22 protein-coding genes are annotated in these 26,303 nt (G+C 43.1%); 5 read left to right on the top strand and 17 right to left on the bottom strand.

The genetic code is table 11. The annotated features are described in order from the left end of the window. The first annotated feature begins 167 nt into the window (after window positions 1–167). Window positions 168–512 (top strand): hypothetical protein, encoded by a 345-nt coding sequence (locus NSP_RS11705; protein WP_006194111.1) that lies wholly within the window; start codon window positions 168–170, stop codon window positions 510–512. Window positions 513–593: 81 nt separating this feature from the next. Here the strand turns inward: NSP_RS11705 and NSP_RS11700 are convergent, their stop codons facing one another. The 3 genes from NSP_RS11700 to mnmE all read right to left on the bottom strand — a co-directional run bounded on the left by NSP_RS11700 (window position 594) and on the right by mnmE (window position 3,244). Further along, entirely contained in the window at window positions 594–917 is a 324-nt protein-coding gene (locus tag NSP_RS11700; RefSeq protein WP_006194110.1) for a hypothetical protein, read from the bottom strand. 34 nt (window positions 918–951) lie between these two features. After that, entirely contained in the window at window positions 952–1,722 is a 771-nt protein-coding gene (locus NSP_RS11695; RefSeq protein WP_006194109.1) for an SDR family NAD(P)-dependent oxidoreductase, read from the bottom strand. Window positions 1,723–1,852: 130 nt separating this feature from the next. Continuing rightward, window positions 1,853–3,244, bottom strand: coding sequence for a tRNA uridine-5-carboxymethylaminomethyl(34) synthesis GTPase MnmE (gene mnmE, locus NSP_RS11690; protein ID WP_006194108.1), 1,392 nt, complete (start codon window positions 3,242–3,244; stop codon window positions 1,853–1,855). Window positions 3,245–3,395: 151 nt separating this feature from the next. Here mnmE and NSP_RS11685 point away from each other — a divergent pair, with 151 nt between their 5' ends. Beyond that, window positions 3,396–3,596: a hypothetical protein gene (locus NSP_RS11685; RefSeq protein WP_006194107.1), complete on the top strand. Its 201-nt coding sequence runs from the start codon at window positions 3,396–3,398 to the stop codon at window positions 3,594–3,596. A 168-nt stretch (window positions 3,597–3,764) separates the two neighbouring features. On the opposite strand, the gene NSP_RS11680 is transcribed toward NSP_RS11685, so the two are convergent. Next, a complete protein-coding gene (locus NSP_RS11680) occupies window positions 3,765–4,745 on the bottom strand; it encodes an aldo/keto reductase (protein ID WP_006194106.1) in 981 nt (326 codons plus the stop codon). Window positions 4,746–4,990: 245 nt separating this feature from the next. Between NSP_RS11680 and NSP_RS11675 the strand changes: the two genes are divergently transcribed. After that, the gene (locus NSP_RS11675) at window positions 4,991–5,431 is read left to right on the top strand and encodes a hypothetical protein (protein ID WP_006194105.1); all 441 of its coding nucleotides are present in this window, start codon (window positions 4,991–4,993) and stop codon (window positions 5,429–5,431) included. 178 nt (window positions 5,432–5,609) lie between these two features. On the opposite strand, the gene NSP_RS11670 is transcribed toward NSP_RS11675, so the two are convergent. Further along, entirely contained in the window at window positions 5,610–9,206 is a 3,597-nt protein-coding gene (locus NSP_RS11670) for a tetratricopeptide repeat protein (RefSeq protein ID WP_006194104.1), read from the bottom strand. Window positions 9,207–9,724: 518 nt separating this feature from the next. On the opposite strand from NSP_RS11670, the gene NSP_RS11665 reads away from it, so the two are divergent. Both NSP_RS11665 and NSP_RS11655 read left to right on the top strand, forming a co-directional pair. Further along, window positions 9,725–10,948, top strand: a complete 1,224-nt coding sequence (locus NSP_RS11665) for a glycoside hydrolase family 10-like protein (RefSeq protein ID WP_006194103.1) — start codon at window positions 9,725–9,727, stop codon at window positions 10,946–10,948. Between the two features lie 166 nt (window positions 10,949–11,114). Then, window positions 11,115–12,767, top strand: a complete 1,653-nt coding sequence (locus tag NSP_RS11655) for an ArnT family glycosyltransferase (RefSeq protein ID WP_006194101.1) — start codon at window positions 11,115–11,117, stop codon at window positions 12,765–12,767. Here NSP_RS11655 and ilvA read toward each other — a convergent pair. The 12 genes from ilvA to panB all read right to left on the bottom strand — a co-directional run bounded on the left by ilvA (window position 12,764) and on the right by panB (window position 26,265). Then, on the bottom strand, window positions 12,764–14,275 hold the full coding sequence (gene ilvA, locus NSP_RS11650; protein WP_006194100.1) for a threonine ammonia-lyase, biosynthetic: 1,512 nt from the start codon (window positions 14,273–14,275) through the stop codon (window positions 12,764–12,766). The genes NSP_RS11655 and ilvA overlap by 4 nt on opposite strands. 69 nt (window positions 14,276–14,344) lie before the next feature. Further along, on the bottom strand, window positions 14,345–14,656 hold the full coding sequence (locus NSP_RS11645; protein WP_006194099.1) for a hypothetical protein: 312 nt from the start codon (window positions 14,654–14,656) through the stop codon (window positions 14,345–14,347). Window positions 14,657–14,769: 113 nt separating this feature from the next. After that, window positions 14,770–15,033, bottom strand: coding sequence for a hypothetical protein (locus NSP_RS11640; protein ID WP_017804088.1), 264 nt, complete (start codon window positions 15,031–15,033; stop codon window positions 14,770–14,772). Window positions 15,034–15,108: 75 nt separating this feature from the next. After that, entirely contained in the window at window positions 15,109–16,422 is a 1,314-nt protein-coding gene (locus tag NSP_RS11635) for a nucleoside recognition domain-containing protein (RefSeq protein ID WP_006194097.1), read from the bottom strand. A gap of 458 nt (window positions 16,423–16,880) precedes the next feature. Continuing rightward, the gene (locus NSP_RS11630) at window positions 16,881–17,954 is read right to left on the bottom strand and encodes a tetratricopeptide repeat protein (protein WP_006194096.1); all 1,074 of its coding nucleotides are present in this window, start codon (window positions 17,952–17,954) and stop codon (window positions 16,881–16,883) included. Between the two features lie 95 nt (window positions 17,955–18,049). Then, on the bottom strand, window positions 18,050–19,174 hold the full coding sequence (queA, locus tag NSP_RS11625) for a tRNA preQ1(34) S-adenosylmethionine ribosyltransferase-isomerase QueA (RefSeq protein ID WP_017804087.1): 1,125 nt from the start codon (window positions 19,172–19,174) through the stop codon (window positions 18,050–18,052). A 29-nt stretch (window positions 19,175–19,203) separates the two neighbouring features. Further along, window positions 19,204–20,124 carry a 50S ribosomal protein L11 methyltransferase gene (gene prmA / locus NSP_RS11620; protein WP_006194094.1) on the bottom strand — a complete coding sequence of 307 codons (921 nt, stop codon included), beginning with the start codon at window positions 20,122–20,124 and terminating at the stop codon, window positions 19,204–19,206. 125 nt (window positions 20,125–20,249) lie between these two features. Further along, window positions 20,250–21,830: a phosphoglycerate dehydrogenase gene (gene serA, locus NSP_RS11615; RefSeq protein WP_006194093.1), complete on the bottom strand. Its 1,581-nt coding sequence runs from the start codon at window positions 21,828–21,830 to the stop codon at window positions 20,250–20,252. A 256-nt stretch (window positions 21,831–22,086) separates the two neighbouring features. After that, entirely contained in the window at window positions 22,087–23,067 is a 981-nt protein-coding gene (locus NSP_RS11610; RefSeq protein WP_006194092.1) for a 2-dehydropantoate 2-reductase, read from the bottom strand. Window positions 23,068–23,187: 120 nt separating this feature from the next. Next, window positions 23,188–24,690, bottom strand: coding sequence for an acyl--CoA ligase (locus NSP_RS11605; RefSeq protein ID WP_006194091.1), 1,503 nt, complete (start codon window positions 24,688–24,690; stop codon window positions 23,188–23,190). Between the two features lie 17 nt (window positions 24,691–24,707). Next, on the bottom strand, window positions 24,708–25,463 hold the full coding sequence (locus NSP_RS11600; RefSeq protein ID WP_006194090.1) for a Uma2 family endonuclease: 756 nt from the start codon (window positions 25,461–25,463) through the stop codon (window positions 24,708–24,710). A 31-nt stretch (window positions 25,464–25,494) separates the two neighbouring features. Next, a complete protein-coding gene (gene panB, locus NSP_RS11595) occupies window positions 25,495–26,265 on the bottom strand; it encodes a 3-methyl-2-oxobutanoate hydroxymethyltransferase (RefSeq protein WP_042201503.1) in 771 nt (256 codons plus the stop codon). Between the last annotated feature and the right edge of the window lie 38 nt (window positions 26,266–26,303).

The raw sequence follows: 26,303 nt of genomic DNA, 5'->3' as shown, positions 1-26,303 counted from the left end.
TGAATTCATGAATATATCATAATTGTTCATGGCACAATAGAAAATTAAGCGCCAGTTCAAAGGTTTAATTACTCGTATCATCTGTGACAGAGTAAGAGTTAGAATTAGAACAGTAATTACAAGATTGTATTTTAATTAGAGTAGTATATGAGTAAGGATTACAAAAAGTGCAAGTTCTAAAAAGAGCCATCAAACCACAAACCTATATATCGTTCCTTCACATCTACCCCACGACTTGGGGGACTGCTGGCGATATTTGTTTAGTCCGTAAATCTTTAGCTGATGAGAGTGTATCGAAGTTCGTAGGTTACAAACTCCAGCTAGTGGTTCCCAAAGGGATGGAACGCCATGAATTGGCTGGTGTTCCAGTCATCAAAATTGCCGGTCATGTAGGTGACGGACATCCTAAAGATAAGCACTCAGAATGGGAAGCTTATGAAGGTATAGATAGAGAACTAGCACTTGCGGCCATGAAACCTTGGAACTTCAAGTTAATTGAGTTGACGAATTAACCCCTAATTAACCTAAAATTCAGGTTTTTAACCCGCCTGCGCGGGTTTTTACCTGCAAAGTGCTGTATAACTCTTCCTTAATTACGAATTAGTTACAAAATAAGTAGCTAATGATTGAGAATCTTTGGCAATTAATACAGGTTTTCCCTTCACTGCTCCATGAGTCAGAGTACAAATTTTATAAAGGGTTTCACACTCAAATATTGCCAAAACTAACTCTTTACCAGTTTGATATAGGGATGGTAGAGGTTTACCCACCTCACATTCCATATTCATTCCATTATCCAGCCATTGTAATTTCCAAATCCGCTTTTCGGTAATTGGTGCTTGAGAAACTTTAGCAATAGCAGTATATACATCTTCGGCTCTTGTATGGTCGTTGGCGGCGGGAATAAAAAATTTCATAGGTTTTAATTTTCAGAGTATGTTATAATCTCAGCTACCAAGGTAACTGACTTCCATCCCACGAGAAGAATTTTCCACTATCACCTTCTTGAAGTTGTTCAATAACAGACAGCAATTGAGTTACACAAAGTTCCACTGAAAATAGTTTTTCTGGTGGTACGTTTCTCTGGAATGGACGGGATAGACGTGTATCTGTTGTCCCAGGATGTAAAGTTACTACCAATGTTTTCGGACAACTTCTGCTATACTCAATTGCTGCGGTTCGCATAAACATATTGAGTGCAGTTTTAGAAGCTCGATATCCATACCAGCCACCAATTTGATTATCGCCAATACTAGCCAATTTAGCAGAAATGCTGGCAAAAACGCTATTTTCACTATGGCGAAATAAAGGTAACAGGTGTTTAGCTAGGAGAATAGAACCAATACTGTTAATTTGGAAGTAACGCAGCAAGTTTTCGGAATTAATCTGTTTTAAACTTTTTTCCGGTTGGAAAGTGTCGTCATGCAATATTCCTACACAGTTAATAACCAAGTGTAACTTATTGACTTCAGTTTTGATGCGTTGGACAACTTCAGCAATTTGGGATTCTTCGGTAATATCTAAAGATACACAAATTAATTTATCAGAATATTGGTTTTCTAAGGCGATTAATTCTCCTGCTGATTCACGTTGACGATAGGTTGCATAAACTTTGGCAATTCTATCATCTTCTAGCAATTTTCTCACAAAACCTAGACCTATACCTTGACTAGCTCCCACAATTAAAGCATGAGCAGAATTAATATGATTTCCAAAAGACATTTATTTTCTGTTGATTAACACAGTACAAATATAGCGCTTTTTCCTGTCAATTACTCATGGCGGGCATCTTTGCCCTCCCCCACAAGAGTTATGATATTATGATGTATCTGTCTCGTAAAAATTACTAATTTTATTTACCAATACAAAATCTACTAAAAATCCGATCAAGGACTGATTCTGTAACTTGCTCTCCGGTAATTTCTCCTAATGCTTGAATTGCACCACGTAAGTCAATTGTCCAAAAATCAAGGGGTAATTGATCAGTAATTGTGACTTGTACTTGTTCTAGAGATATTTTAGCTTGAGTTAGGGCTGCTGCTTGCCTTTGGTTAATTGCTAAATCCATATCAGCCGCTTGCACTTTCCCCGTTTGCACAATGTTTAAAATTGCTGTTTCTAAAGCATCAATACCTTGATTTTTTGCGGCAATTGTGGTAACGATTTGGTGAATATTATGGGGATATTTCCCAGAGTCAATAGATGCTGTTTCTACAAGGTCAATTTTATTGATGACTAGAATTAAGGGACGGTGTTGTACTTGGTCATAAATTTCTTGGTCACTTTCAGTCCATCCAGCAGAAGCATCAATAGTTAATAATACTAAATCAGCTGCATTTGCCGCACGGCGCGATCGCTCTACGCCAATTTTTTCTACTTGGTCTACTGTTTCCCGAATCCCGGCTGTATCTAGCACCTGCACAGGAATTCCCCCCACAACTAGCTGAGACTCCACCACATCACGGGTTGTCCCTGGTAAATCAGTCACAATGGCGCGATCGCTCTGGCTCCAAGCATTCAATAAACTAGATTTACCGACATTTGGTCGTCCCACAATTGCCACTTTTAAACCTGTTCGCAGCAATTCCCCTTTATCCTTTGTGGCTAAAAATTTAGAAATTTCTGCCGCAACGTGATCAATATCTGATATGATGCCTTTATGATCCAACGGAGGTAAGTCTTCCTCAAAGTCAATGCGAGCTTCAATCTCCGCCAAAATATCCAAACAGTTAGCGCGTAACTGCCGAATTGGAGAGGCTAATTTTCCCTGTAAACCAGCTAAAGCCGTTTGAGCAGCTTGGGGCGATCGCGCACCGACTAAATCAGCTATACTTTCAGCTTGGGTTAAATCCAGTCGTCCATTCAAAAAGGCTCGGAGCGTAAATTCACCCGGTTGAGCAAGCCTAGCGCCTTGTTCTAGACACAATTGTAAGACCTGCTGCACTGCCATAATACCGCCGTGACAATGAAATTCTACCACATCTTCGCGAGTGTAAGAACGAGGTGCTTGCATAATTAATAACAGCGCTTCATCCACCAATGCTTGTGTCTGGGGATGGCGGATATGACCGTAAAGAATGCGGTGACTTTCCCAAACTTGCTGCCCAGGGGCGGAAAATAGAGCTTGTGCGATCGCCATTGCTTGGGAACCAGATACCCGTACAATACTAACGCTACCCTGTTGAGGAATTACAGCCGTTGCGATCGCGGCGATGGTTCCAGTAATAGCTAAGAGTTCCGACATGAGCGCCCTTGTTAGCAAAACATTTGATATATATGCTATTAGCGTAGCAGCAGTTTTATCATAGTCAATTAAGGGGACTTGATATTAAGAGTAGAGATTTACAGTATCAATCACAACTCTTAACTCATATTTTAAAGAGAGGATATTCACTGTGGAACAACAAATTGATTGCGCTCAAGCCTGCGTGAACGGCTGTATATTAGGGGATAAATGTCCCCATATCGAGTTTAGAGAAGCCACGAGCAAATTTATCGAAGAGACATCTTTAGACCAAATGCTGATGATGGCAGAAGAACGCCTGCGGAAAAAAATGACCGAACCACCAAAATGGGTTTTACCCGAAGACTTCTAAACTTAGGGAGTAGTTAGAGACGTGATTAATCGCGTCTCTACAAAGCATACAGTTCAGTGAAGCATTTCTTCCTTTTCCTTCTTGACTTTGCGTCCTTGGCGTTCTTGGCGGTTCGTTAAAAAAAATTGACTTCAACAAAGCGGAATAGATATATACATTGAGAGTTTTCTACTGAGTTTGAAAGATATTTTGCACCATTTTCTTATCCGTACTTGCAGCAGCTTGATCTAAAGCAGCAATTTCGCCAGAATCTAACAACCAACCCAAAGCACCAATATTCTGCTGTGCTTGTTCTAGACTTTTCGCCCCAGGGATAGGAATAGTACCCTTACAGATACACCAATTAATTGCTACCTGAGACATAGTTTTATTTCTAGATGCAGCCACCTCTCGTAAACATTCTAAAAGCGATCGCACACCTGGTAAAAGCTGCCTAAATAATAAACCCCGGATACCCTTGGGTAAACTGCCTTTTTCCGCATATTTCCCCGTTAAAATCCCCAAAGCCAGAGGACTATAGGCAATTAACTTTATCCCCAATTCGTCACAAACATCCTTCAGTCCTAAATCCGTCACAGGATAGGTAGATAGTAAAGAATACTGAACTTGCAGAGTTTTAATAGGAACACCCCGCGCCGCAAACTTTTCATGTACCCGTTGCAGGCGTTTCGGACCATAATTAGATAAACCGACCCCCTTCACTAGACCTTGTTCGGATAAATCAGCCAAACCATCTAACAAACCTGATTCTTGCCAAGGTGCATAATTAGCCGTAGACCAGTGCATTTGCACCAAATCGACATTTTTGCCCAAACGTTGCGCCGAAGACCGACAAGCCTTAACCATTGCTTGACGAGTCCATCGCCAAGGGTAAGCCGCCAGCTTAGTAGCAATGCAAATATGATCTTGATTTACCCCTTGATATTCCTGAGTAAATCGCCCCAACAGTAACTCACTGCGTCCATTTAATCGTCCAGTCCCGTAAGAATCGCCAGTATCAAACAAACTTACACCATTGCTGACACAGAGATTAAAAACAGCTTGTAACTGTTCATCCATACTTTCATCATATCCCCAGAGTAATTGATTACCCCATGCCCAAGTGCCACAGCCCATACTGGGTAGAGATAGTTCTTGGCTAATCTGCATATTGACTCATTGTAGACACCCCTAACAACAAATTATCAGGTAAGAGACTTATACCATTTCTTTATAAAGTTGCGCTAAATTTCTTTCCTTCTTTCCTTCTTTCTTTGTGTCCTTTGTGTCCTTTGTGGTTCGTTCATCCGGATATCATGCCTTTAGTTCAATTGAGACAACAAAAAACGCGATAAATGCTAAAGTCTGAAAATTGAGGTCAATTTGAGCAGTTCACCCAAAAAACTAATTAAACTATGGAAGCGCAAATCAGTAGTAACGAAATCATGGCTATGCGGGAAATATTGCAAGATTACAAACCTGCACAGTATGCCCTAGATAACTTAGCCAGACACAACGGTAAAGTTGAACGCTCATTTGAGGATTTATGGATAGAGAAAAATGGCAAAACATTAATGTCAGAGGGCAAATCTCTCTGGAAAGTCACCCTGAATGTACTGCGTAAAGAACTCTGCGGTGATGATGGGTTTCGTGGTCAACTCAAAGAATACACGAAAAATCCAGGCAGTTCACCCTTGCTATCCGGTTTGATTGTCTCTCTAGTCGGTCTTGCAACCACAAGTGGATTACCAATTGATCCAGCCATCGCCACTGTGATTGTTTTGTATATACTCAAAATAGGACTAAATATATTTTGTGACTACACAGAACCAGAAACAGTGAACAGTGAACAGTAAACAGTGAACAGGCGTATGTGGGGGATTTAAACGAACCAGAAACAGTGAACAGTGAACAGTAAACAGTGAACAGGCGTATGTGGGGGATTTAAACGAACCACCAACGCTTTTCACTCATGGGTGTGGTGTTCCACTAGCGATAAAACTGATAACTGATAACTGATAACTGATAACTGAATCAATCTGGTAATTTCTCTAAATATTCCCGTGTCATCGCTGCATGATATTCATCCTGATACTCAACAAATATCTCTAACGCTCTCTGTAAGTTAGCCCTCGCTTCTGGGTAGTTTTCCTCTGCTGCTGCAAGTAGTCCCAACTGGTGGTAGGTGCTGGCTTGGTAATAGCGATCGCCATATTCGATTTTGATATTCAAAGCCCGTTGATAATTGCGCTGTGCTTCTTCATATTCGCGCAATTCTTGGGCAACAACTCCCAAGTTGTGGTAGGTGCTGGCTTGGTAATAGCGATCGCCATATTCGATAAAGATATTTAAAGCCTGTTGATAATTGCGCTTTGCCTCTTCATATTCTCGCAAATCTTGGGCAACCATTCCCAACTGGTGGTAGGTTTTGGCTTGGGTATAGCGATCGCCATATTCGATAAAGATATTTAAAGCCTGTTGATAATTGCGCTTTGCCTCTTCATATTCTCGCAATTCTTGGGCAACAACTCCCAAGTTGTGGTAGGTTTTGGCTTGTTCATAGCGATCGCCATATTCGATAAAGATATTTAAAGCCTGTTGATAATTGCGCTTTGCCTCTTCATATTCTCGCAAATCTTGGGCAACTGTTCCCAACTGGTGGTAGGTTTTGGCTTGGGTATAGCGAGCTTCCGAAGGAAGAGCTTCGCTACCGCCATATTCGATTTTGATATTCAAAGCCAGTTGATAATTGCGTCGTGCTTCTTCATATTCTCGCAATTCTTGGGCAACTCTTCCCAATTCGTGGTAGGTGCCGGCTTGCCAATGTTGTTTTTGTTTTTCTTCTTCACCCATTAAGATAGGAAAAATTTCTAAAGTCTTTTCGTAAGAACATTTAGCTTGCTCGTACTGCTTTGCCCTTAGTTGACAATTACCCAGGCTACCAACTGCCAGTGCTATCTGATAACCTAATTCACCCTGAATAAATGCCGGGGGATATTTTTCTAAATTTTGACAAACCATTTCTGCCAACTTGAGGTTACTTTGGTGATCACTAATCAAATCAAAGTATTTATATAAACAAAAATAGATCCTAATACTTTCTTGTTTCTGCAAACAAATTTGCAGGGCATGATAAAGGTTTTCATATTCCCAGTTACAGAAAGATATACCACTTTGACGCTCTTGAGCATCTTTAGAATCCATCAAATTATTATAACTTTCTGCCAAACCTATATAGTATTTTTTAAATCCCTCTTCTAAAGCTGCCTGTATTGTTTCATCAACAGATGCTAACTTAGTCTTTAAAAAATAAGGAAAAATAGGTTGAATTTTTAGGAAGTTCTGATTATTCTCAATCAATGAGAGTAAACCCCAGTTAATTGCTTCTTGAATGGCATCATCAAATTTATCAAAATAATAATCATTTAATGGTTCTAGTTTTTCTAGTTCCTCGATGTAAACTGGAATAGCTCTACGGAAAATAAACCCACTAAAAGGAGCCAAACACAGCAACAACTTCTGTGCATCTGGTGACAAATTACTGTGAGAATATTCCACACATTTCAAAATACTCTTGGTCTTATCCTCACTCACCACATCCAAATTGACATCAGCACTTTGCAACCCCTGCAAAATCTCCTGGGGTGATTGCCTTTGCAAATTCGTCAACACAACTTCCATCGCCAGGGGATACCCTGCCAACAATTTCATCAATTTTTCAAAATCTGCATCTTGACGAATCCCATCAACAAGGTGTGCAGCTACATTCCGTTCTAAGATTTTCTCTGCTAATTCCGTCCGGGCTTCTTTATCTAATCCTTGTAACTCATAAATATTTTGTTTAAAAGTCTGAGTTTGTAGCCATTCTTCCCGACTACGTGAACCCAAAACCACCCGCGTTTTACCACCTACCAACTTCCCAATAAAATCCCGGATTTGCTGACGTTCTGCCTCTGGTAAAGTATTCTGAATCGCCAGTTGTTGCCCAGTCACCGATTCCAAATTATCCAAAATCACAGCGTAAGCTGCACCCCGCAACTTTGCCACTAATTTCTGTACCTGTGCAGGCTGACTCATGGCTTGAAACTGCGCCTGCTCAAATTTACTATACACCTGCTGACCAATATCAAACATAATTTGTGTCAGCGTCCAGGCTTTTTGGTCATAGCCAAAATAAAATACATCCTCAACAAAATGTGTCCTCTGCCACCATTCCCTTAAATAATTTAACAAAGTTGTTTTACCTGTTCCCCCCATACCTTGCAACAGCAAAACATTATGCCTGAGCAAAGCTTTCTCAATTTTGAGAATCTCCAAATCCCGACCAATAAATCCATATTCCGGCAAGGAGAAACGATACTGAATACCAACAGATTCGTAATATTTCTCTTCTTCTTCTGGTGTAAACTGCCGTAAATTAAAATTCACTACCTGATGAGAATAAACCACAGGTAATAACCAATCTTCTAAATTAATATATTTATTGAAATAGGCTTTCCGTTCTTTATCATTGAACAGTTCCAGCCTCCCCAGCCTGATAGCTTCAGTCATGGGTTTATGATCAAACAAATGTTGATAAAGCTGTGACATCATCAACTTTGCCGCCGACACAGTGACAGAATACCCCATAGCCACCACCATCTGCATCCCTGCGGTCATTAACCGGCTTCCCAGACTGGTTTCACGAGCATCTTCACTTAACCCCTCCTCGCTGGCGGATTTCCTCACCTGTTTCCCCGACTGACAAGCATTGAGAATACACACAGGAATCCCCTTTCCGGTCAACAATGCAGCTAATTCTGAAGCTTCTACCAAATCCACCTTTCCCTGAGACTCGCCCTCAAAGCAGACAAAAGCTTTCACCCCATCAAAGGGCTGCAAATCACCACGTCCATAGCGCCCTTTATAGAAATAGCGTTCAGGTTTGCTGGGAGACTGAACCTGTTGATAATTTAGCAGCGCCCCGTGCATATCCAAATGAACGATGTGATAAAATCCCGCACCTTTTTCTTGCAAATGCTTAGACAAACTTTCGTAAGTTCCCGGACGCAGCAACTCAACATTTACCCGCAAATTGCTATTGTCAATCAATTCCAGCAACGGGCGGGAAATAGTCCGATAGCCCACATCCCTTTCCTCATCTGGACGCGCCACCACCACCAGCAGATTAATCACAGGCGATAACTGCACATTCGCTGAAACTGGTGCAGGTCTGACATCCTTCCGCAACATTACACAGTCTACCGCCAGTGGTCGGCTTAAATCTGGGTCTTGTAGAGCTTCCCAGTGTAAAGCGTGAAATTCTGGGGTTTTCGCCACGATTTCAATCTGTACTTGACTCAGATTACCCCGCAGTTGTCGATATAAGCCGTAAGCATTGAAATCTGACTGAAAAACCTGCTTAAATAGGCTTTCACCGTATATTTTAACGCTGGCTGCTGCCCTCTCTGCAATGACAGTATCACTAAAAGGAAACGTTACCCATTCTTCAAAATACCACTCTAGTAGTTTTTCTTCCTGTGGGGTAAAGGGGTCAGTAATCGTAACTGGGTATTCTCCCCCATCAAATTGGAGAGTTGCTGCAAATCCGGTATCTATTCGCCGTTCTTCTCGAATTGTGATGACTGTCATGGGTTAAGCTTGTCAGCAGGTAAAATTACATAGCTATATACTACATAATATGGTTTGGGATTTTCGGATAACCACAAAAAACAGCACTTTAATCCCAAATTATGCAAGAATATTATCTTGATTTGTTTAATGTGATTCTGACCCGATATTATGCAATAATTTATTATAACTAGTGTTTAATTGAACTAAAAGCTAAACTAATATTTAGTAAATTCACTAACAGTCAAGTTACAATTACTTGTAGATAGAAAAGGCTACAGCTACTAATAAACATAGTTATCGCCCTTCATCAACAAAAATTAGGGGACACTTTTGAGTTAATAGCTACGTCACCTGTATGACTGTGCTAAGTTTGCTGCGGTTTCTCCAAGGCAAACCTTGATTGTGCATGGAATAAACAACTAACTACCAATTAACAAATCCTTTAGTAAGCATAGATGTTCGTAGATGATATGGTGGGTAAATTTAGTCACACAAGGATATGGCGGGCGTGGGGAGCGAAGGCATTATTCCAGGCTATGAAATTACGTTTGATTGTGCGATCGCCTAGCGCTATGCGATCGCACAAAAGTCTTTTCCCAATTCTGGTTTTCATATCATTTATTACAGCACTACTACTCAATAGTCTAAATCCGGCGATCGCTACCGTTACCATAGACATCCCACAGTTACCACGTCAAGAAATTCGGGGGGTTTGGATCACCAACAATGATTTTGACACCCTCAAAGATCGCACCAAAGTGCAATCAGCCATGACTCAATTACGGGCGCTAAACTTCAACACCATCTATCCTGTAGTGTGGAATTCTGGCTATGTCATGTACCCCAGCGCCGTAGCACAACGCGCAGGTATCCAACCCTTTGTCTTTAAAGGTTCAGATGGACATGATATTCTCGCAGACTTAATTAACCAAGCCCATCGCCGAGGACTGCTGACCATTCCTTGGTTTGAATTTGGTTTCATGGCTCCCCCAACATCAGAACTAGCATTGGAACATCCAGAATGGCTAACACAAAAGCAGGATGGTAGCCAAACCTCCATTAGTGCAGCTGGTGAAGTTGTCTGGCTCAACCCCTTCCATCCCGAAGTACAGCAATTTATCAGCAATCTCGTACTAGAGACTGTAACTCAATATAATGTCGATGGCATTCAGTTTGATGATCATATGAGTTTGCCCCACGAATTTGGTTATGATCCCTATACAATTCGCTTGTACACCCAAGAAACCAAAAATCGTCCCCCCAGCAATCCTGAAGATGAAGCATGGGTACGCTGGCGAGCAGATAAAATCACAGCCTTTATGGTGCAACTCAACCAAGCTGTAAAAGCCAGAAAACCCAACGCCATTTTCTCGGTTGCTCCCAACTACTACGACTTTGCTTATAAATTTCAACTCCAAGACTGGCTAGCTTGGATGCGGCAAAATATTGTAGACGAGCTAATTGTGCAGATATATCGTCCCGATTTACAAAGCTTCGTGAGTAATATTTCCCGCCGAGAAATTCAAGAAGCCCAACAAATGATTCCCACAGGTATCGGTGTGATGACAGGTTTACGAAATCGACCTGTTTCTATACAACAAATTAAGGCTCAGGTCAGGGCTACCCAAGCACGCGGTTTAGGTGTCACCTTCTTTTATTACGAAACCCTTTGGAATTCTGCCCCCGAACCCTCAAGCCAAAGGATAGCAGGATTTAAAAGCCTTTTCCCTGCTCCCGCCTTCCGCTCGGCAATAAAATGATCATAAAACTGAGACACCAAGAGACTTTGAGCATGGGTAGGGGCATGGCTACGCCACAAAAGGCGGGCAGGATGCCCACCCCACAATATGACAAAACCCGTTCCTACTATTTCCCTTTTTTACGTAAATATATGATGAAATTCAAATGTTTCAGGGATACCAGTAAATGCAAATAGTTCAAAAATGGTTAGTTGAAAAAACTAATCAGTCGGTGCTTTGTTTGCTAGTTGGGGGACTATTGTTTCGAGGCTTGATAGCTTTCTGGCTTTACCCTACTGCTGATGAAGCTTATTACTATATCTATAGCCTGCATTTAGACTGGAGCTATTTTGATCATCCAGTTATGGTAGCGCTGACTACTGGTTTTGGCCCCTGGGTAACTGGAGTTGTTTCCCAATTCACAATTCGCCTGGGAGCGCTGATTTGTTACACAGGGAGTTTAGTGTTATTGTATTTGACTAGCCGGAAATTATTCTCTGCCAAAGCTGCTTACTTGACTTTAGCGATCGCAACTATCAGTCCCATTTTTGCAATTTGCTTTGGTCTTCTGAGTCTCCCCGATGCTCCATTGATGTTGTTTTGGACAGCCAGTTTATATTGTGCAGCCGATGAATTTTTTCGTCAGCCTCATCTGTTAAAAGACGAATCCGGCTCATCTCACCTATACTTACCCAGTTACCGTTTAGCCATCCTGGGGGTTTTGGTAGGATTTGCTTGTTTAAGCAAATATCATGGTTTTGTTTTAGGCTTCGGGCTACTGGGTTTTTGCTTAACAAGTCCCCGTCATCGCTGCGCTATGGTTTCCCCTTGGACATGGCTAGGGTTAGGCTTGTTTGTGATCACCATCTCCCCTATTTTATTGTGGAATCTACAACATGATTGGGTATCCTTGCTTTTTCAGTCAGAACGTGCAGTACCCAACAGTGGCTATAATCTACTGAGTGTCGTAGGTGTCTGTTTAATTCAGACAGCTTATCTGTTCCCGTCCATAGGATTTCCGCTTTGGTGGGTGAATTTGCGACCAGCCCTAGCTAAAACCAGTCAACTTTTTTACCCGAAATCACGCAGCGAGAACAGAGATTTAGCAGATATTGAACTATTTATTTTATGGGTATCTCTACCCTTAACTTTAGGGTTTACTCTCATGGGGGGATATCGGCAAATTTTGCCAGCTTGGCCGATACCAGGATTTTGGGGAGCAACTTTGCTGTTAGGACAACAAGCAACTATTTGGCAGCAAAAATCCCGGCGTTGGGTGCGGCGGTGGCTCTTAGGTTCCGGTTTAATGGTTGGTAGCATCTTACTAATTGCCCTACTCCAAGTCAGCGCAGGCATAATGCAAAAACCCAGCCAAAACGCCATTCTGGGCGGCTTTTTAGCTCCTCAAAACGACCCCTCCACAGAACTAATTGATATTCAGCAATTACGGGCGGGCTTTGTGGAATCTCCCCTTTTGCGGGCGGCGCTCCAGAACTCCAGCTTTGTATTTACCAATCGCTATTACCTCGCTGGACCCATTGCCATGTCCCTTCAACCGATAACTGACACACCAATTACTTGCTTTGATATTGGTCAGGATTTGCGTGGCTTTGCTTTTTGGTCAAAACCCGACCAATGGCTGGGAGAAGACGCACTGTACATTACTACTGCCGCTTTTAAGAACAGAGAAGACTTAATGGCTAGTTATCGTGATCATTTTAGCAGCTTAACGGCGATCGCAACCATACCAATTAGCCGAGGTGGGGTAGAGATTAATGTTGTTTATGTCTATCAAGCTAAGACACTGCTCAAGCCCTATCCTCGGTCTTACGGAATTTAACCTAAAAACAGTTTGTATGCAGGGTTCTGGCTTTCATCCCAATAGCGATAGCCGAGGGTATCCAGAAATGCTTGCCATTCCTGCATCTCCTGGGGAGGTACTTGCATTCCTACCACAATTCGCCCATAGTCTGCTCCGTTGTTGCGGTAGTGAAACATACTGATATTCCAGTTGGGACTCATGGAACCGACGAATTTCATTAATGCGCCCGGACGTTCGGGAAATTCAAAACGATAAAGCAATTCGTTATGTGCTAGGGGAGAATGTCCACCAACCATGTGCCGGAGGTGTAATTTTGTCAGTTCATCATCTGTTAAGTCAATGGTTTTGAAACCACAACTTTCAAAGGTTTCGACCATTTTGACGGCATCAGCACGGTTTTGAATTTGCACACCTACGAAAATATGAGCTTCTGTTTCATCGGCAATGCGATAATTAAACTCGGTGAGATTGCGTTTGCCAATACATTCACAAAATTTACGCAGACTACCCTGTTCTTCAGGAATTGCTACTGCCAAGATAGCTTCGCGACGTTCCCCAAACTCTGCCCGTTCTGCTACAAACCGCAGACGGTCAAAGTTCATGTTAGCACCACAGGCAACGGCAATTAAGGTTTTTCCTTGGATTTGTTCTCGTTCGGCATAGGCTTTGGCAGCTGCGATCGCTAATGCCCCGGCAGGTTCTAAAATTGATCGTGTATCCTCAAACACATCTTTAATCGCCGCGCAGGTATCATCTGTATCCACCAGAATAATTTCATCCACATAGTTCTGGCACAAACGAAAAGTTTCTTCTCCCACTTCCCGCACCGCCACCCCGTCAGCAAATAAGCCCACCTGAGACAACCTCACCCGATGTCCAGCTTTCAGAGATTGAGACATGGCATCAGCATCCACCGGTTCCACACCGATAATCTTAATTTCCGGACGCAACCGTTTTACATAAGCCGCAATTCCAGAAATCAAACCCCCACCACCAATAGCCACAAAAATTGCATGAATGGGTTGCTGATATTGTCGCAAAATTTCCATCCCAATTGTCCCCTGTCCCGCTATCACATCAGGATCATCAAAAGGATGAATAAAAGTTAGTCCCTTTTCTGCCTCCACTTCACGGGCGTAAACATAGGCATCATCGTAGGTATTCCCATGTAATAGCACCTCTCCCCCCCTAGCTTTGACTGCATCTATTTTTACCTGGGGAGTAGTCACAGGCATGACAATAATCGCTCGTGTTCCTAGCCGACTAGCAGCTAAAGCGACACCTTGGGCATGATTTCCCGCAGATGCAGCAATTACACCCTGCGCCAGCAATTCCGGTGAAAGATTCACCATTTTGTTGTAAGCACCCCGTAGCTTAAAAGAAAAAACTGACTGCATATCCTCCCGCTTCAGCAAGAGTTGATTATTCAGTCGTTTCGAGAGGTTGGGCGCATACTCCAGTGGTGTTTCCTGGGCAACATCGTACACACGGGCAGTCAGAATTTGTACCAGGTAGTCGCAATACATCGGGTTAACAGGTAGGCCAATTTGAGATAGATGGTTAATTTTACCCTTAGTTGTGTACCTAGCTAACCATTAGTTCTTGTTGACATCACGAGCCATATTGAGAAAGTAGTCATCCATTTTGGCATTCTGACGACGGCTTCTAGTAACGGGAGTTTCTGGAGTCTTATCCTGAGTCTTGGCAATTATTTGTTGATTTGCCGCTTGCTTTATACCTTGCGCCGCATCAGTTTCTAAGAAATAATCAGACTTCGTAAATCCCAAAATCTTGGTAAAAGGACTAATTATATTTTTGATAAAACCCAAGAAACTTTTGAAAACAATACCGAAAAAGCCTTCAAGACGAAAGAACAAGTTCTGAAAAATTTGAATTAAACGAGACATATCAGCACATACTTATGATTGCATATTACTATTGTGACGCAAGTAAATAGCTTGAACCATCTTTCGGAAATAAGTTACAAAATTCAGCAGATAATGGCTGATAACTCATTATTTTATACGGGGTTTTTGATACTGTTATCCTCTTTCGCAAATAGTTCTATTAAAGCAACCGTACCTACAAAAAATGTATAAATAGCATATTTGATCGGCATTTTTTGTTTTTTCGGTGCATAAAAAGCCGCAATTACCGCTTCAATTAAGTGCGCGGTAATCGCAAAACGTTCCAGCCAAAAAATAAAATTCAGGCTACTGGGAATACTAATGTTATTGATGACTGCATAAATATTCCACAATTCCCAGCCGATAGCACTGGACATAAAAATTGTGGATATCACTTTGATTATCGTCGCCAGTGTCTTCAGGATATTCATGCAGTTTCAGGGTAACTTTACTTAAAACATTATCCGGCAAATTGCCAAAGATGCCAGCATTCCGGCTGCATCAGCACACAGCGCCGCCGGGAGTGTGTAACTTGTGCGAATAATGCCAATACTGCCAAAATAAACTGCCATCACATAAAAGGTAGTTTCTGTTGAACCTTGCATGGTGGAAACCAGAAAAGACAAAAAGCTGTCGGGGTCATTTTTGACAATTTCTGACATTAACCCATAGGAGCCACTACCTGAAAGGGGGCGAATTAATGCCATTGGTAAGGCTTCTGGTGGGAGGGTAATGAGTGAGGTAATGGGAGAAACTATGGATGTCAGGATATCAAGAGCGCCACTGGCACGAAACATCCCAATCGCGACAAAAATGGCGACTAAAAATGGAATAATCCGAATGGCAATTTCAAAGCCTTCTTTTGCCCCTTCTGTGAGAACTTCGTAAACTTTCACGCCTCGGAAATAGCCGAATAACAGGAAGAGACAAATTAAAATAGGCAGTAGCCAGTTGGAAAGGTTACTGAGAAAAACCATACTGAATATATACGGAAATCCACGGATTGACAAACGGTAAAATACAGCCGCCAAAAATGCCACAATTAACCCGCCGAAAACGATATTACCAATCATTCCGGGAGGAATTAATTCGGATTCGGGAGTTTCATCGGCTGCGGTTTTGCTGTCTGCTTCGGTAGTTTCTAATTCAGATTTTAAAGGAGTCAGGGTAGGGGATGCACGGCGGGCTAAAAGTTTACTCGCAATAATGGCCACGGCTGTAGAAACCATAGTGGCAATAATTGAGGGTAAAACAATTGCGGCGGGATTGCTAGCCCCAGCACTGGCGCGGACAGTAATTACACCAAGGGGTAACAGTGTCACAGATGAGGTGTTAATGGCTAAAAACAAACACATCGCAGGTGTTGCGGTTCCCGGATTGGGGTTGAGTTTATTCAGTTCTGCCATTGCTTTTAAACCCATTGGCGTAGCAGCATTTCCCAGTCCCAGGGCGTTGGCTGCCATATTCATCACCATCGCGGACATAGCCGGGTGATTTACGGGAACTTCGGGGAAAAGTCGGCTCATGAGTGGACGAATTAAACGGGCGATGAATCGCATCATCCCTGCGGCTTCGGCAACTTTCATAATTCCCAACCACAGCGCCATTGCCCCAATTAGTCCAATGGCTAGGGTGACTGCACTTTCTGCGGCTGTAAAGGAGGCTTCTGTTAAAGCGGCCATGTTGCCGTTATAAGCTGCTACTACTGTGGCGGAAACAATCAGGAACAGCCAAATGGCATTGAGTGGCGATGATGATTTTTTCATCTAAGGTTTTAAATTTAACTAAATAATTTTCTGCATCCTAAGCCATAGGACGGCTCATTGTGAAGAGTAGTTCAATGGCCGATGTTACGTATTTTGGCTTTGGGAGAACGACTACATAGGTTGAATATATAATTTTTCTTAATAGTCGTTGACAAAAATTCTCTGACACTGTAATAACTGGGGCTAGGGCGTGTTTTCAAAGTCTAGAAGTAGGTTGGGTTAAGCGCCGCGCCACCTGTAGGAAGCAAACCAAATATTGGGTCAAAAGAGGCAGGGGAGCGGGGAGCAGGGAGCAGGGGGGAGGATTGGAAGGAGCTTGTACTCCCACCAATCGAGAACGCCCTGGAAGGACGGGGCTTGATACCCATGTTCCGCTCCGCTTCACGGCTTCGGGACAGGGATTGCTCCCCCTGCTAGAAAGCCCCCTGCCCCTCCGCCTCTTTGGTCACGCCAGTAGGCTAGTTTTCAAATAAAATTGGCACTTCGACAGGAATTGCTTCAGGTATGACTAAATTATCGACAGAAGTGGGATTCTCAACGGGAGTAGCTATGGGAGTGGTTTGACGCTGTTGTTCAATCATTTGGGCAATTTGCTGCATTAATTGCGAAATCTTCTGGGCTTCCTCAAGGTTGCCTTGCTCCTGGTATCCTGTGTAGGCGCGTTTCAATATTCCGTTGGCTTTCTTCAGTTCACCCTGATTGTATAAAATAACTCCTAAGTTATAGTAAGCTGAGGTATTCTGCGGATTTTGGCGAATAGCTTGCCGATATACAGCAATAGCTTCTGAGGTTTGACCTTGAATTGCTTTGAGACTTCCCATGTTGTTATAGGCTGCGGCATTATTAGGGTCTAGCTCTAGGGCTTGCTCATAGGCGGCGATCGCCAATTCTATTTGTCCTTGTTCTTGTCGGGCGATCGCTAAGTTAAAATAAGCTTTGGCATTGCTGCTATCTAAATTAATCGCTTCTTCATAAGCGGCGATCGCTGCCTGTATTTGTCCTAATTCATACAGTCCTAATCCCAAATTATACTGCCCTGCTGACTTCGTAGGATCAATGACTAAAGCTTGTCTATAAGCAGCAATGGCGGCTTCTTTTTGTCCTTGTCGGTGCAATGCTAACCCTAGATTATACTGCGCTTCACCCAGCTTGGGATTAATTGTTAGCGCCTGTTTATATTCTGCGACTGCTAAATCCAGGCGATTTTGCATCAGCATAATATTACCTAGATAATTCCGTGCCATACCGAGAGCAGGATCTCGCTGTAAGGCTAGACGAAAGGCAGACTCTGCACCCTGTAAGTCATTACGGTTATAGCGTGTGACTCCTTGCTGGTACAGGCTAGCGGCTTCTAGATTCTGAGAAACTGATTTTTGTGCCAGCAGCTGGCTTCCTGGTAATTGCATCATTGTCGGTGCAGCCCACACCAAACACACAGAGGCAGCACAGAGAAGTCCCAGATGCGGCTGCTGCCAATTGATTACCGGGTAAAACCAGCAAAACCACTGACGAATTTGATGCTGTTTATACATAAATAGCAACTCTGTACTTTTTAAATTCCCTATAAGTCAGAGTACCCATGACGAGAGCCAAAATTAATAATTAACAATTAATAATTACAAATTCCTCACCGCAGAATGAGCATGGCATCACCGAAGGAATAAAAGCGATATTTCAAGGCGATCGCTTCTTGATATATACTTAATAAACGTTCCCTACCAATCAAAGCACTGACCAGCATCAGCAAACTAGAACGTGGTAGGTGAAAATTGGTAATTAGTCCATCTACTACCCGCCATTCATAACCAGGATAGATAAATAAGTCTGTTTTGCCGCAAAATGTTTGTAAATCTCCTGATTTGGCTGCCCCTTCTAAGGCGCGCACTGCTGTTGTTCCCACGGCAATAATTCGACCACCCGCAGCTTTGGTGGCGCGGATTTGTTCGACTGTGGCGGGGGGAACTGAAATCCATTCTTCATGCATCTGGTGGCTAGTTACGTCTTCTATTTCTACAGGGCGAAATGTGCCTATCCCAACGTGTAGGGTGATAGAAGCTTGATTAATGCCGCGATCGCCTAACTTTTTGAGCAATTCTGGGGTAAAATGTAATCCAGCCGTAGGCGCTGCGATCGCTCCTGGTTGTTGAGCATAAACTGTTTGATATTGTTCATCAGCCGCAGTGGATGCCGTAATATAAGGCGGTAGGGGTATCTCACCGAATTGATCTAACACTTCTACCAGTGGTTTTCCTTCAGGCACATCAAAACGCAATAACCGCCCTCCCGTGGCTGGGTCTGTGTCTATAACTGTCGCGCTGAGTTCTGTGGGAAGAGGCTGAGAATCTTTTCCCCTGGGTGGAAAAATAATCTTTGTTCCTGGTTTGAAGCGTTTTCCTGGTTTAACTAAAGCTAACCAACAGTTATATTGTCTTTCTTCTAAAAGCAAAACCTCGACTTCCGCACCAGTGGATTTACGACCATAGAGCCGCGCCGGAATAACTTTTGTATCATTGATGATCAATAGATCACCAGTACGTAATAGCTCTGGTAAATCTCGAAAAATCTGGTGTAGAGGTGCGGTTTGTGTCCCTGTGGTGGGAGAATTGACGACTAATAAACGGGAACTATCTCTAGGAAATACAGGGTTTTGGGCAATAAGTTCGGTCGGTAAGGTGTAATTATACCCTGCCAATGAACAATCCAAATTTACCTCTGGTGTTTCTGTTTGAGTATGTACTATTTCAGGCTCCATTGAATTCATCACATTTCTCATCACTAACACTAAGAACGCCGCACATTCAAGCAACACCATTCTTTCTTTTTCCACAGGGTAGCAACAATCCAACCGTTTTGTTCTAACGCATCAGCTACAGCTTTCGATTGTTCCAGTAAGATACCACTAAAAATTGCCCAAGTATTTGGTTTAGCGATCGCACTCATTTCTGGAACCAACTGAATAATCACATCAGCTAAAATATTACAGACGATGCCATCAACTGGTTGATCTACCAGTTTAGCCATCATGTCTACACTACCTTCTGCGGCTACCAAGCGATCTGGACTAATGTCGTTGAGGGCGCGATTACTAAAAGTTGATTGTACCGCTAAAGGGTCAGTATCCACTGCATAGACTTTTGCCGCACCTAATAGCAATGCGCCAATGGAAAGTATACCAGAACCACAGCCGATATCCGCAATTACCAGAGGTTGGTTTTGACCACTCCTATCCACAAAATCCACAGGTAATTGAGTTAACCGCATTTCTAGAGATTCCAAACATAATTGAGTGGTGGCATGGTTTCCAGTACCAAATGCTACGCCAGGGTCAAGACGAATCACTAACCTTTCTGTTGTTTCTGGTAAGGCTAGCCACGCCGGATTAATCAAAAAGCGATCGCCTATTTCTTCCGGTTTCCAGTATTGTTTCCAGCTAGTAGCCCAATCTTCCTCATCAATTAACTCCCAATTCAGGGTAGGAGCAGACAATCCTACACAAAGAGCATCTTGACGCAACCACAGCGACAGCGCCGCCAAATCGAGTAACTGTGCTTGAATTCTCGGTAGGTAAGCTTTGACTAGACAGGAATTACCTTTACTTTCACTCGCTGTACCACGACTGCTAAAATTCTCCAGTCGCCAAGAGACTGACTCTTCTAGCGCTGGTTCACATGAAATCTGTAGTTCCCACCAAGTGTTTGCCATTTTTTAGTGCTGAGACGCGATTTATCGCGTCTGTACAAGAAAGTACAACATCCTGAGTCTAAGTGAGTTATGAGTACTTCTGAAATTTTTCCTCATTCCCCACTATTTACTCAGGATATTACACTTTATAAAGTTACTGTGTATGCGTCCCTAATTCCAGCTACTTTGACAATTTCCGCCAAAATGCCATCGGGTAAGGGATCATCGATACTCAGAGCCATCACAGCATCACCACGGACAATTTTACGCCCTACCTGCATACTGGCAATGTTGACATTAAAACTGCCGAGTAAGGAACCGAGTTTACCGATAATTCCTGGCATATCACGGTGTAAGGTAAACAACATATATTTGCTGGGGGGGACATTAATGGGGAAACCATCAACATCGGTGAGATGAATTTCTTTGTCCCCTAATAAAGCCCCTGTGACAGAATGAGTCCCTAAAGTACCCGTAGCTTCCAGGTGTAACGAGCCGGCGTAGTCGCGAGCTGAAGCATCACGGGTTTCAATTACCCTAATTCCTCGCTCTTTAGCTTCTATCGTAGCGTTGACATAGTTTACCCGTTCCCGTAGGGCTTGGTAAAGTAGACCTTTGAGGGAGGCGACAACTAAAGGCTGACTTTTGTTACTAGCTAGTTCTCCTTGTAGTCGCACAGTCAGTGATTCCACCCGTCCACCGGCTAGCTGTCCTACCAAGTTACCCAGGGTTTCCGCTAGTTGCATATAAGGCTTGAGTTCTTCTAGCACATCGGGACCCAATCCGGGGATATTGACTGCGGAACGTGCGGCTAGTCCTAAGAGAACATCACGAATTTGTTCGGCGACATCAATGGCGACATTTACTTGTGCTTCGGTTGTGGAGGCTCCTAAATGGGGGGTAAGGATGACTTCTTTACCGAGCGATCGCAAATCAGATTCACCCAGTGGTTCTGACTCGAACACATCCAAAGCCGCACCTTTGATTTGACCTTCTTTAATTGCCACTGCTAAAGCAGCTTCATCAATGATACCACCACGAGCGCAGTTGATAATTCTGGCTGTGGGTTTCATTTTTGCCAGAGTTGTGGCGTTAATTAAATGAGTCGTTTCTGGTGTTTTGGGGATGTGTAATGTGATATAATCAGCTTGCTGCATTAGCAAATCCATTTCCACCAACTGACAGCCCAGTTGTTCGGCGCGTTCGGTGGAAATAAACGGATCGTAAGCTAACAGCTTCATTCCCATTGCTCTGGCGACAGTCGCAACATGGGAACCGATTTTACCCAAGCCAACGACACCGAGAGTTTTTTTATAAACTTCCGCACCCACAAAGGTTTTGCGATCCCACTCACCACTTTTAACTGAAGCATTAGCATCAGGAATGTGGCGAGATAAGGATAACATCATCGCTAGGGCGTGTTCTGCGGCAGCAATTGTGTTACCTTCAGGAGAATTGACAACCACAATTCCTCGGCGAGTAGCTGCGGGAACATCGACATTATCCACACCCACACCGGCGCGACCGATGATTTTTAACTGAGTCCCAGCTTCAATAATTTCTTGTGTAACGCGCGTACCAGAGCGAATCATCAGCGCGTCATATTCACCAATAATTTCGATCAGTTCTGCTGGTGTGAGACCTGTTTTGACATCTACAGTCGCCACTTGGGTCAGAATATCAATTCCAGCTTGGTCAATGGGATCGGAGACGAGAACCTTAGACATGATTACTTCATTACTTTTAAATTTACAGGTTTTGCTGCACAAGACTTTTTAGTTTAGTCTTTATCTGTGGCAATTCAGCAAAAATTAGGCATTTTAATTTGAACCTCGTCCTCACTCACCTTTGATGGTAAAGGTTTAAAGTATCAATTGCAGATATAGTCTGGTGATGCCTCCTGGTATCTGAAGACGAGTGGTTATTTTGTGCCACCCTACGGTAATATAAACCATGACTAGGGTAAAAAACCGAATATTTTTATTAATAAAACGCTAAAGTTTTTTCTAGTAGTTTGACATTAGCATAGACTGTATCCATGTAGGGTGTAGAAATGTGGGTAAGTTTGCCCAGTTCAATCACTGCTCCTAAAATTGCTTCTACCTCTGTAGTCCGACCGGCTTCGATATCTTGGAGCATAGAAGTCTTATGAGCGCCGACTTTTTCGGTCCCATTGATGCGCTGCTCTAAACTGATACCGAATTTAATACCGAGTTTTTCTCCTATGGTTTGCGCTTCTATCATCATCTGTCTTGCCAGTTCGCGCGTCAAGGGGTATTGACAAATCTGCTCTAAGGTGGCACGAGTTAAGGCACTAATGGGGTTAAAAGCCAAGTTTCCCCATAATTTTAGCCAAAGTTCTGAGCGAATATCCGAGCGCACTGGGGCTTTTAATCCGGCTTTTTTGCAGATCCCGGCTAGTTTTTGGATGCGTTCGGTTTTGCTGTTGTCGATTTCTCCCAGGCTAAAGCGATCGCCTTCAATGTGATGAATTACTCCAGGTGAATGTAATTCTACGGCTGAATAAATTACACAACCAATTATCCGCTCTATATCAATATTAGCAGCAATGATCCCTTCTGGATCAACGGCGTGGATTTTTTGCCCTTCATATTCACCGCCATGCTTGTAGAAGTACCACCAAGGGATACCATTTTGGGCAGTAACTACCATTGTATCAGGATTGTAGAGGGATGATAGAGCCGGGGCGATCGCTGCTAAACTCTGAGCTTTTACCGCCAGGATAACTACATCTTGAGTTCCTGCGTCATTTATATCACTGGTGGCTAAAGATGGATGTACGACATAATTTGACCCATCCCCCATAATTACCTCAAGTCCCCGGTTTTGAATTGCTTCTAAATGCTGTCCACGCGCAATAAAGGTGACTTCTTCCCCTGCTAGAGCTAGTTTAGCTCCTAAGTACCCACCAATCGCACCCGCACCAACAATACAGATTTTCATAAAATCTTCCCCTATTCCTGTGACACGGTTACTCGCGTCTGTGCATAATTTTAAGGGATTTTTGAAAGGTTCAGATCCCCGACTTCTTCAAGAAGTCGGGGATCTTGTTTCTGTAAGGGACTAGACTAATTTCAGGAATTTAGCCATGTTCAACCTTTGCAGTTTACCGGTTGCGCCACGGGGTAAGGCTTCGAGAATGTGTATTTGTTTCGGTATTTTGAATTCTGCTAAGTGTTGGGAACAATGAGATTTTAATTCCTGTTCGCTGGTATCACTCTTCAGGACAACCGCAGCATGAATTTCTTCACCCAAGGTTTTGTGAGGAACTGCAAAAGCTAAGGCTTCCGCTACCGCAGGATGACGCAGCAATATATCATCTATTTCCAAAGGCGAAATTTTTTCCCCACCTCTGTTAATTAATTCTTTGATTCTACCAGTTAGGTAAAGGTAGCCGTCTGGGTCGAGTTTACCTTGATCACCTGTCCGAAACCAGCCGTTAACAAAGGCTGTGGCGTTGGCTTGGGGGTTATTTTCGTAACCATCGATGACGTTGGCTCCTTTTACTACTACTTCACCAAGGCTACCTTGGGCAAGTAATTTACCATCTTCATCCATAATTCCCACTTCTACACCATGTCCATAACCGACGCTTCCCGGTTTGCGGTTTTTGGGCGGTAAGGGGTTGGATGTCATCTGATGTGCAGCTTCTGTCATGCTATATGATTCTACCACCGGCACGTTCAGAACTGCTTCCATTTGTTCGATAATTACTGGCGGTAAAGGTGCGCTGCTAGAACGAATAAACCGGAAGCTATGGGATTTAACAATATCTTCGTTGCGACTGGCTCGCGCTAAGATCATTTGATGTATGGTGGGTGCAGCAGAATACCAAGTTGGTTTGTAACGCTCAACCAGTTGCCAAAATTCTAAAGCATTAAACCCTGTGGGACAAATAAATGTCCCTCCTGATGCCAAAGTTGCTAAAAGACACCCCACTAATCCGTGAATGTGAAATAGTGGCATCAGACATAAATTAATGTCGTTAGCAGTGAGGTTATAGACACTGACGATATTTTGGGCTGAGGCGATGAGATTTCGGTGACGAATGGGAACCCGCTTAGGACGGCTAGTAGTTCCACTGGTATGCAGAATAATTGCTACATCATCGGACTGGGGAAGGTCAGGAGTAGAAGTTTCTCTTTGTGGTTGTATAATTTCTCTACTCAATTCCAAACTCAATGTACCGTCAGCGTTTGTTATGGCCTGGATGAGTAGCATATCGGGATGAATGGCAGTTATAGCCGCCTCTGGTGTCCCTGGTAAGGTAATTAATGCTTTGGCTTGGAGGTCTTCGTAGTAAAAAGCAAATTCTTCTTGTTTGTATTTGGGATTGAGGGGGGCAGCAGTTCCACATAGACTCGCCGCAAGAAATATACACGCCATTGAAGAACTGTTAGTCATCGCAATGGCAATGCGATCGCCTTTACCTAAGCCGAAACTGTGCAACTGTGCCACTAAATCAGCTACAATTGTCCGTAGTTGCTGATATGTCAGAGTCAGTTGGTCTGGTGTTAATAAGGCTGGATGGTCGTCTTTTCCGGTTAAAATATCAAATATATGCATATAAATAAGTTATATTTTTAAGCTATCTCTTCAGGGTCAACACCTAGTTCACGTAACTTTGCTGCTAACTTTTCTGCACGTTGGCGTTCTTGTTCTGCACGTTGGCGTTCTTGTTGAGCTTGTTCGCTACTCCACAACAGCAAATTGCCTTCTTTATCCCACCACCGTAGCCAATTCATAGTTTGGCATAATCTTTCACCTTGCCAAATTCCGAGAAATAATTCTAACTCAGGAATCCAATAACGTCCATTGGCATCTGCTGACGCTAAACTATACTGTCCATTTTGTAAATACCTTACTTCTAGAATGACTTCATAAGGATCATAGGTGACGTAAGTGGGAATTTTAAGAATATGTTCGTAAAAATACAGTTTACCGTAAGGTGGTGTAGAACGAATAGATAATTCGCCATTTTCGGTGTCTGACAGAAATTCCATGACTACAGCCACAGTCGCGCCTTCTAAATTCGGTATGTCACTACGACGAATTAAACTTGGGGCTACAGGCTGCGCTTGCGGGACATAAAACCAGTCAGGTGCTTTGACAACATTTTTTTGGTTTACTGTGGCTACTAGCCCAAAATTAGAGCCTATCAGCATCTGAGGGTGGATGCGTTGTGTAGAGCCTAAAGCATCTGTCAGCGCTGATGCTAAAGCAGGTTGCTGTATATTTTCCACTGGGTCATCAGGTAAAATAAAATCGGTGGGAAGTGCTTCCCAAGTAATATTTAATTCTTTTTGAATTTTTTGAGTAGGGTGAATTTGTAAAACCATAAGACTACTCCTAGTATTTCAGTATATTCAGTTAAGGAAATTGCCCATCGCGCACGTCTGAAGCATAATCTTGTACAGCTTTGGTAATTGTCTCTCGCAAATTTATGTAAACTTTGGCAAAGGGTGGCTGCTTCTCTGATAGACCAAGGACATCTGAGGTAACTAACACTTGTCCATCACAATGAACTCCCGCACCGATACCAATGGTGGGAATATTTAACTTTTGTGTAATCTGCATTGCCAAATCTGCGGGAATATGCTCTAACACTATAGAGAATACACCGGCTTGTTCGAGAGCGATCGCTTCGTTAAAAATTCTTTCCCCAGCCTCTTGAGTTTTCCCCTGTTGTCGCAGTCCCAGTTGATGAACTGATTGGGGTGTCAAGCCTACATGACCCATCACTGGTATTCCGGCTTGTACCAAACGAGCAATAGTTTCCACCATCGCTGGATAACCACCTTCTAACTTAACAGCTTGAGCGCCTGTTTCCTTCAGTACCAACCCAGCCGAGTGCATCGCTTGAGAAATGCTTTCTTGGTAAGTTAAAAATGGTAAATCAACCACAACTAAAGCTTGTTTCACACCACGGCGCACAGCTTTAGCATGATGCAGCATTTCATCGAGGGTAATTGGGAGCGTGGTTTTATATCCTAAGACAGCAGCCATTGAATCACCCACCAGGATTAAGTCTACCCCAGCCGAGTCCAGAATTTGGGCGATCGCATAATCCCAGGCAGTCAAAGCAACAATTGCGCGCCCCTGTTGTTTCCATTGAATTAATTGTCCAGTAGTAATTACCATATTTTTAAGTAGGGAGTCGGGAAAAGAAGCAGGAGAGC

Origin of the sequence: Nodularia spumigena CCY9414 (assembly GCF_000340565.2) — a bacterium.
GTDB lineage: Bacteria > Cyanobacteriota > Cyanobacteriia > Cyanobacteriales > Nostocaceae > Nodularia > Nodularia spumigena.
This window is presented reverse-complemented; position numbering and strand designations above follow the sequence as displayed.

Coding starts and splice junctions, on each gene's coding strand:
- NSP_RS11665 (WP_006194103.1), top strand. CDS start 9,725: ATGAAATTACGTTTGATTGTGCGATCGCCTAGCGCTATGCGATCGCAC.
- NSP_RS11645 (WP_006194099.1), bottom strand. CDS start 14,656: ATGTCTCGTTTAATTCAAATTTTTCAGAACTTGTTCTTTCGTCTTGAA.
- NSP_RS11605 (WP_006194091.1), bottom strand. CDS start 24,690: ATGCATATATTTGATATTTTAACCGGAAAAGACGACCATCCAGCCTTA.
- NSP_RS11695 (WP_006194109.1), bottom strand. CDS start 1,722: ATGTCTTTTGGAAATCATATTAATTCTGCTCATGCTTTAATTGTGGGA.
- serA (WP_006194093.1), bottom strand. CDS start 21,830: ATGTCTAAGGTTCTCGTCTCCGATCCCATTGACCAAGCTGGAATTGAT.
- NSP_RS11610 (WP_006194092.1), bottom strand. CDS start 23,067: ATGAAAATCTGTATTGTTGGTGCGGGTGCGATTGGTGGGTACTTAGGA.
- NSP_RS11675 (WP_006194105.1), top strand. CDS start 4,991: ATGGAAGCGCAAATCAGTAGTAACGAAATCATGGCTATGCGGGAAATA.
- NSP_RS11680 (WP_006194106.1), bottom strand. CDS start 4,745: ATGCAGATTAGCCAAGAACTATCTCTACCCAGTATGGGCTGTGGCACT.
- NSP_RS11640 (WP_017804088.1), bottom strand. CDS start 15,033: ATGTCCAGTGCTATCGGCTGGGAATTGTGGAATATTTATGCAGTCATC.
- NSP_RS11600 (WP_006194090.1), bottom strand. CDS start 25,463: ATGGTTTTACAAATTCACCCTACTCAAAAAATTCAAAAAGAATTAAAT.
- NSP_RS11670 (WP_006194104.1), bottom strand. CDS start 9,206: ATGACAGTCATCACAATTCGAGAAGAACGGCGAATAGATACCGGATTT.
- NSP_RS11630 (WP_006194096.1), bottom strand. CDS start 17,954: ATGTATAAACAGCATCAAATTCGTCAGTGGTTTTGCTGGTTTTACCCG.
- prmA (WP_006194094.1), bottom strand. CDS start 20,124: ATGGCAAACACTTGGTGGGAACTACAGATTTCATGTGAACCAGCGCTA.
- mnmE (WP_006194108.1), bottom strand. CDS start 3,244: ATGTCGGAACTCTTAGCTATTACTGGAACCATCGCCGCGATCGCAACG.
- panB (WP_042201503.1), bottom strand. CDS start 26,265: ATGGTAATTACTACTGGACAATTAATTCAATGGAAACAACAGGGGCGC.
- NSP_RS11635 (WP_006194097.1), bottom strand. CDS start 16,422: ATGAAAAAATCATCATCGCCACTCAATGCCATTTGGCTGTTCCTGATT.
- queA (WP_017804087.1), bottom strand. CDS start 19,174: ATGGAGCCTGAAATAGTACATACTCAAACAGAAACACCAGAGGTAAAT.
- ilvA (WP_006194100.1), bottom strand. CDS start 14,275: ATGTATTGCGACTACCTGGTACAAATTCTGACTGCCCGTGTGTACGAT.
- NSP_RS11700 (WP_006194110.1), bottom strand. CDS start 917: ATGAAATTTTTTATTCCCGCCGCCAACGACCATACAAGAGCCGAAGAT.
- NSP_RS11655 (WP_006194101.1), top strand. CDS start 11,115: ATGCAAATAGTTCAAAAATGGTTAGTTGAAAAAACTAATCAGTCGGTG.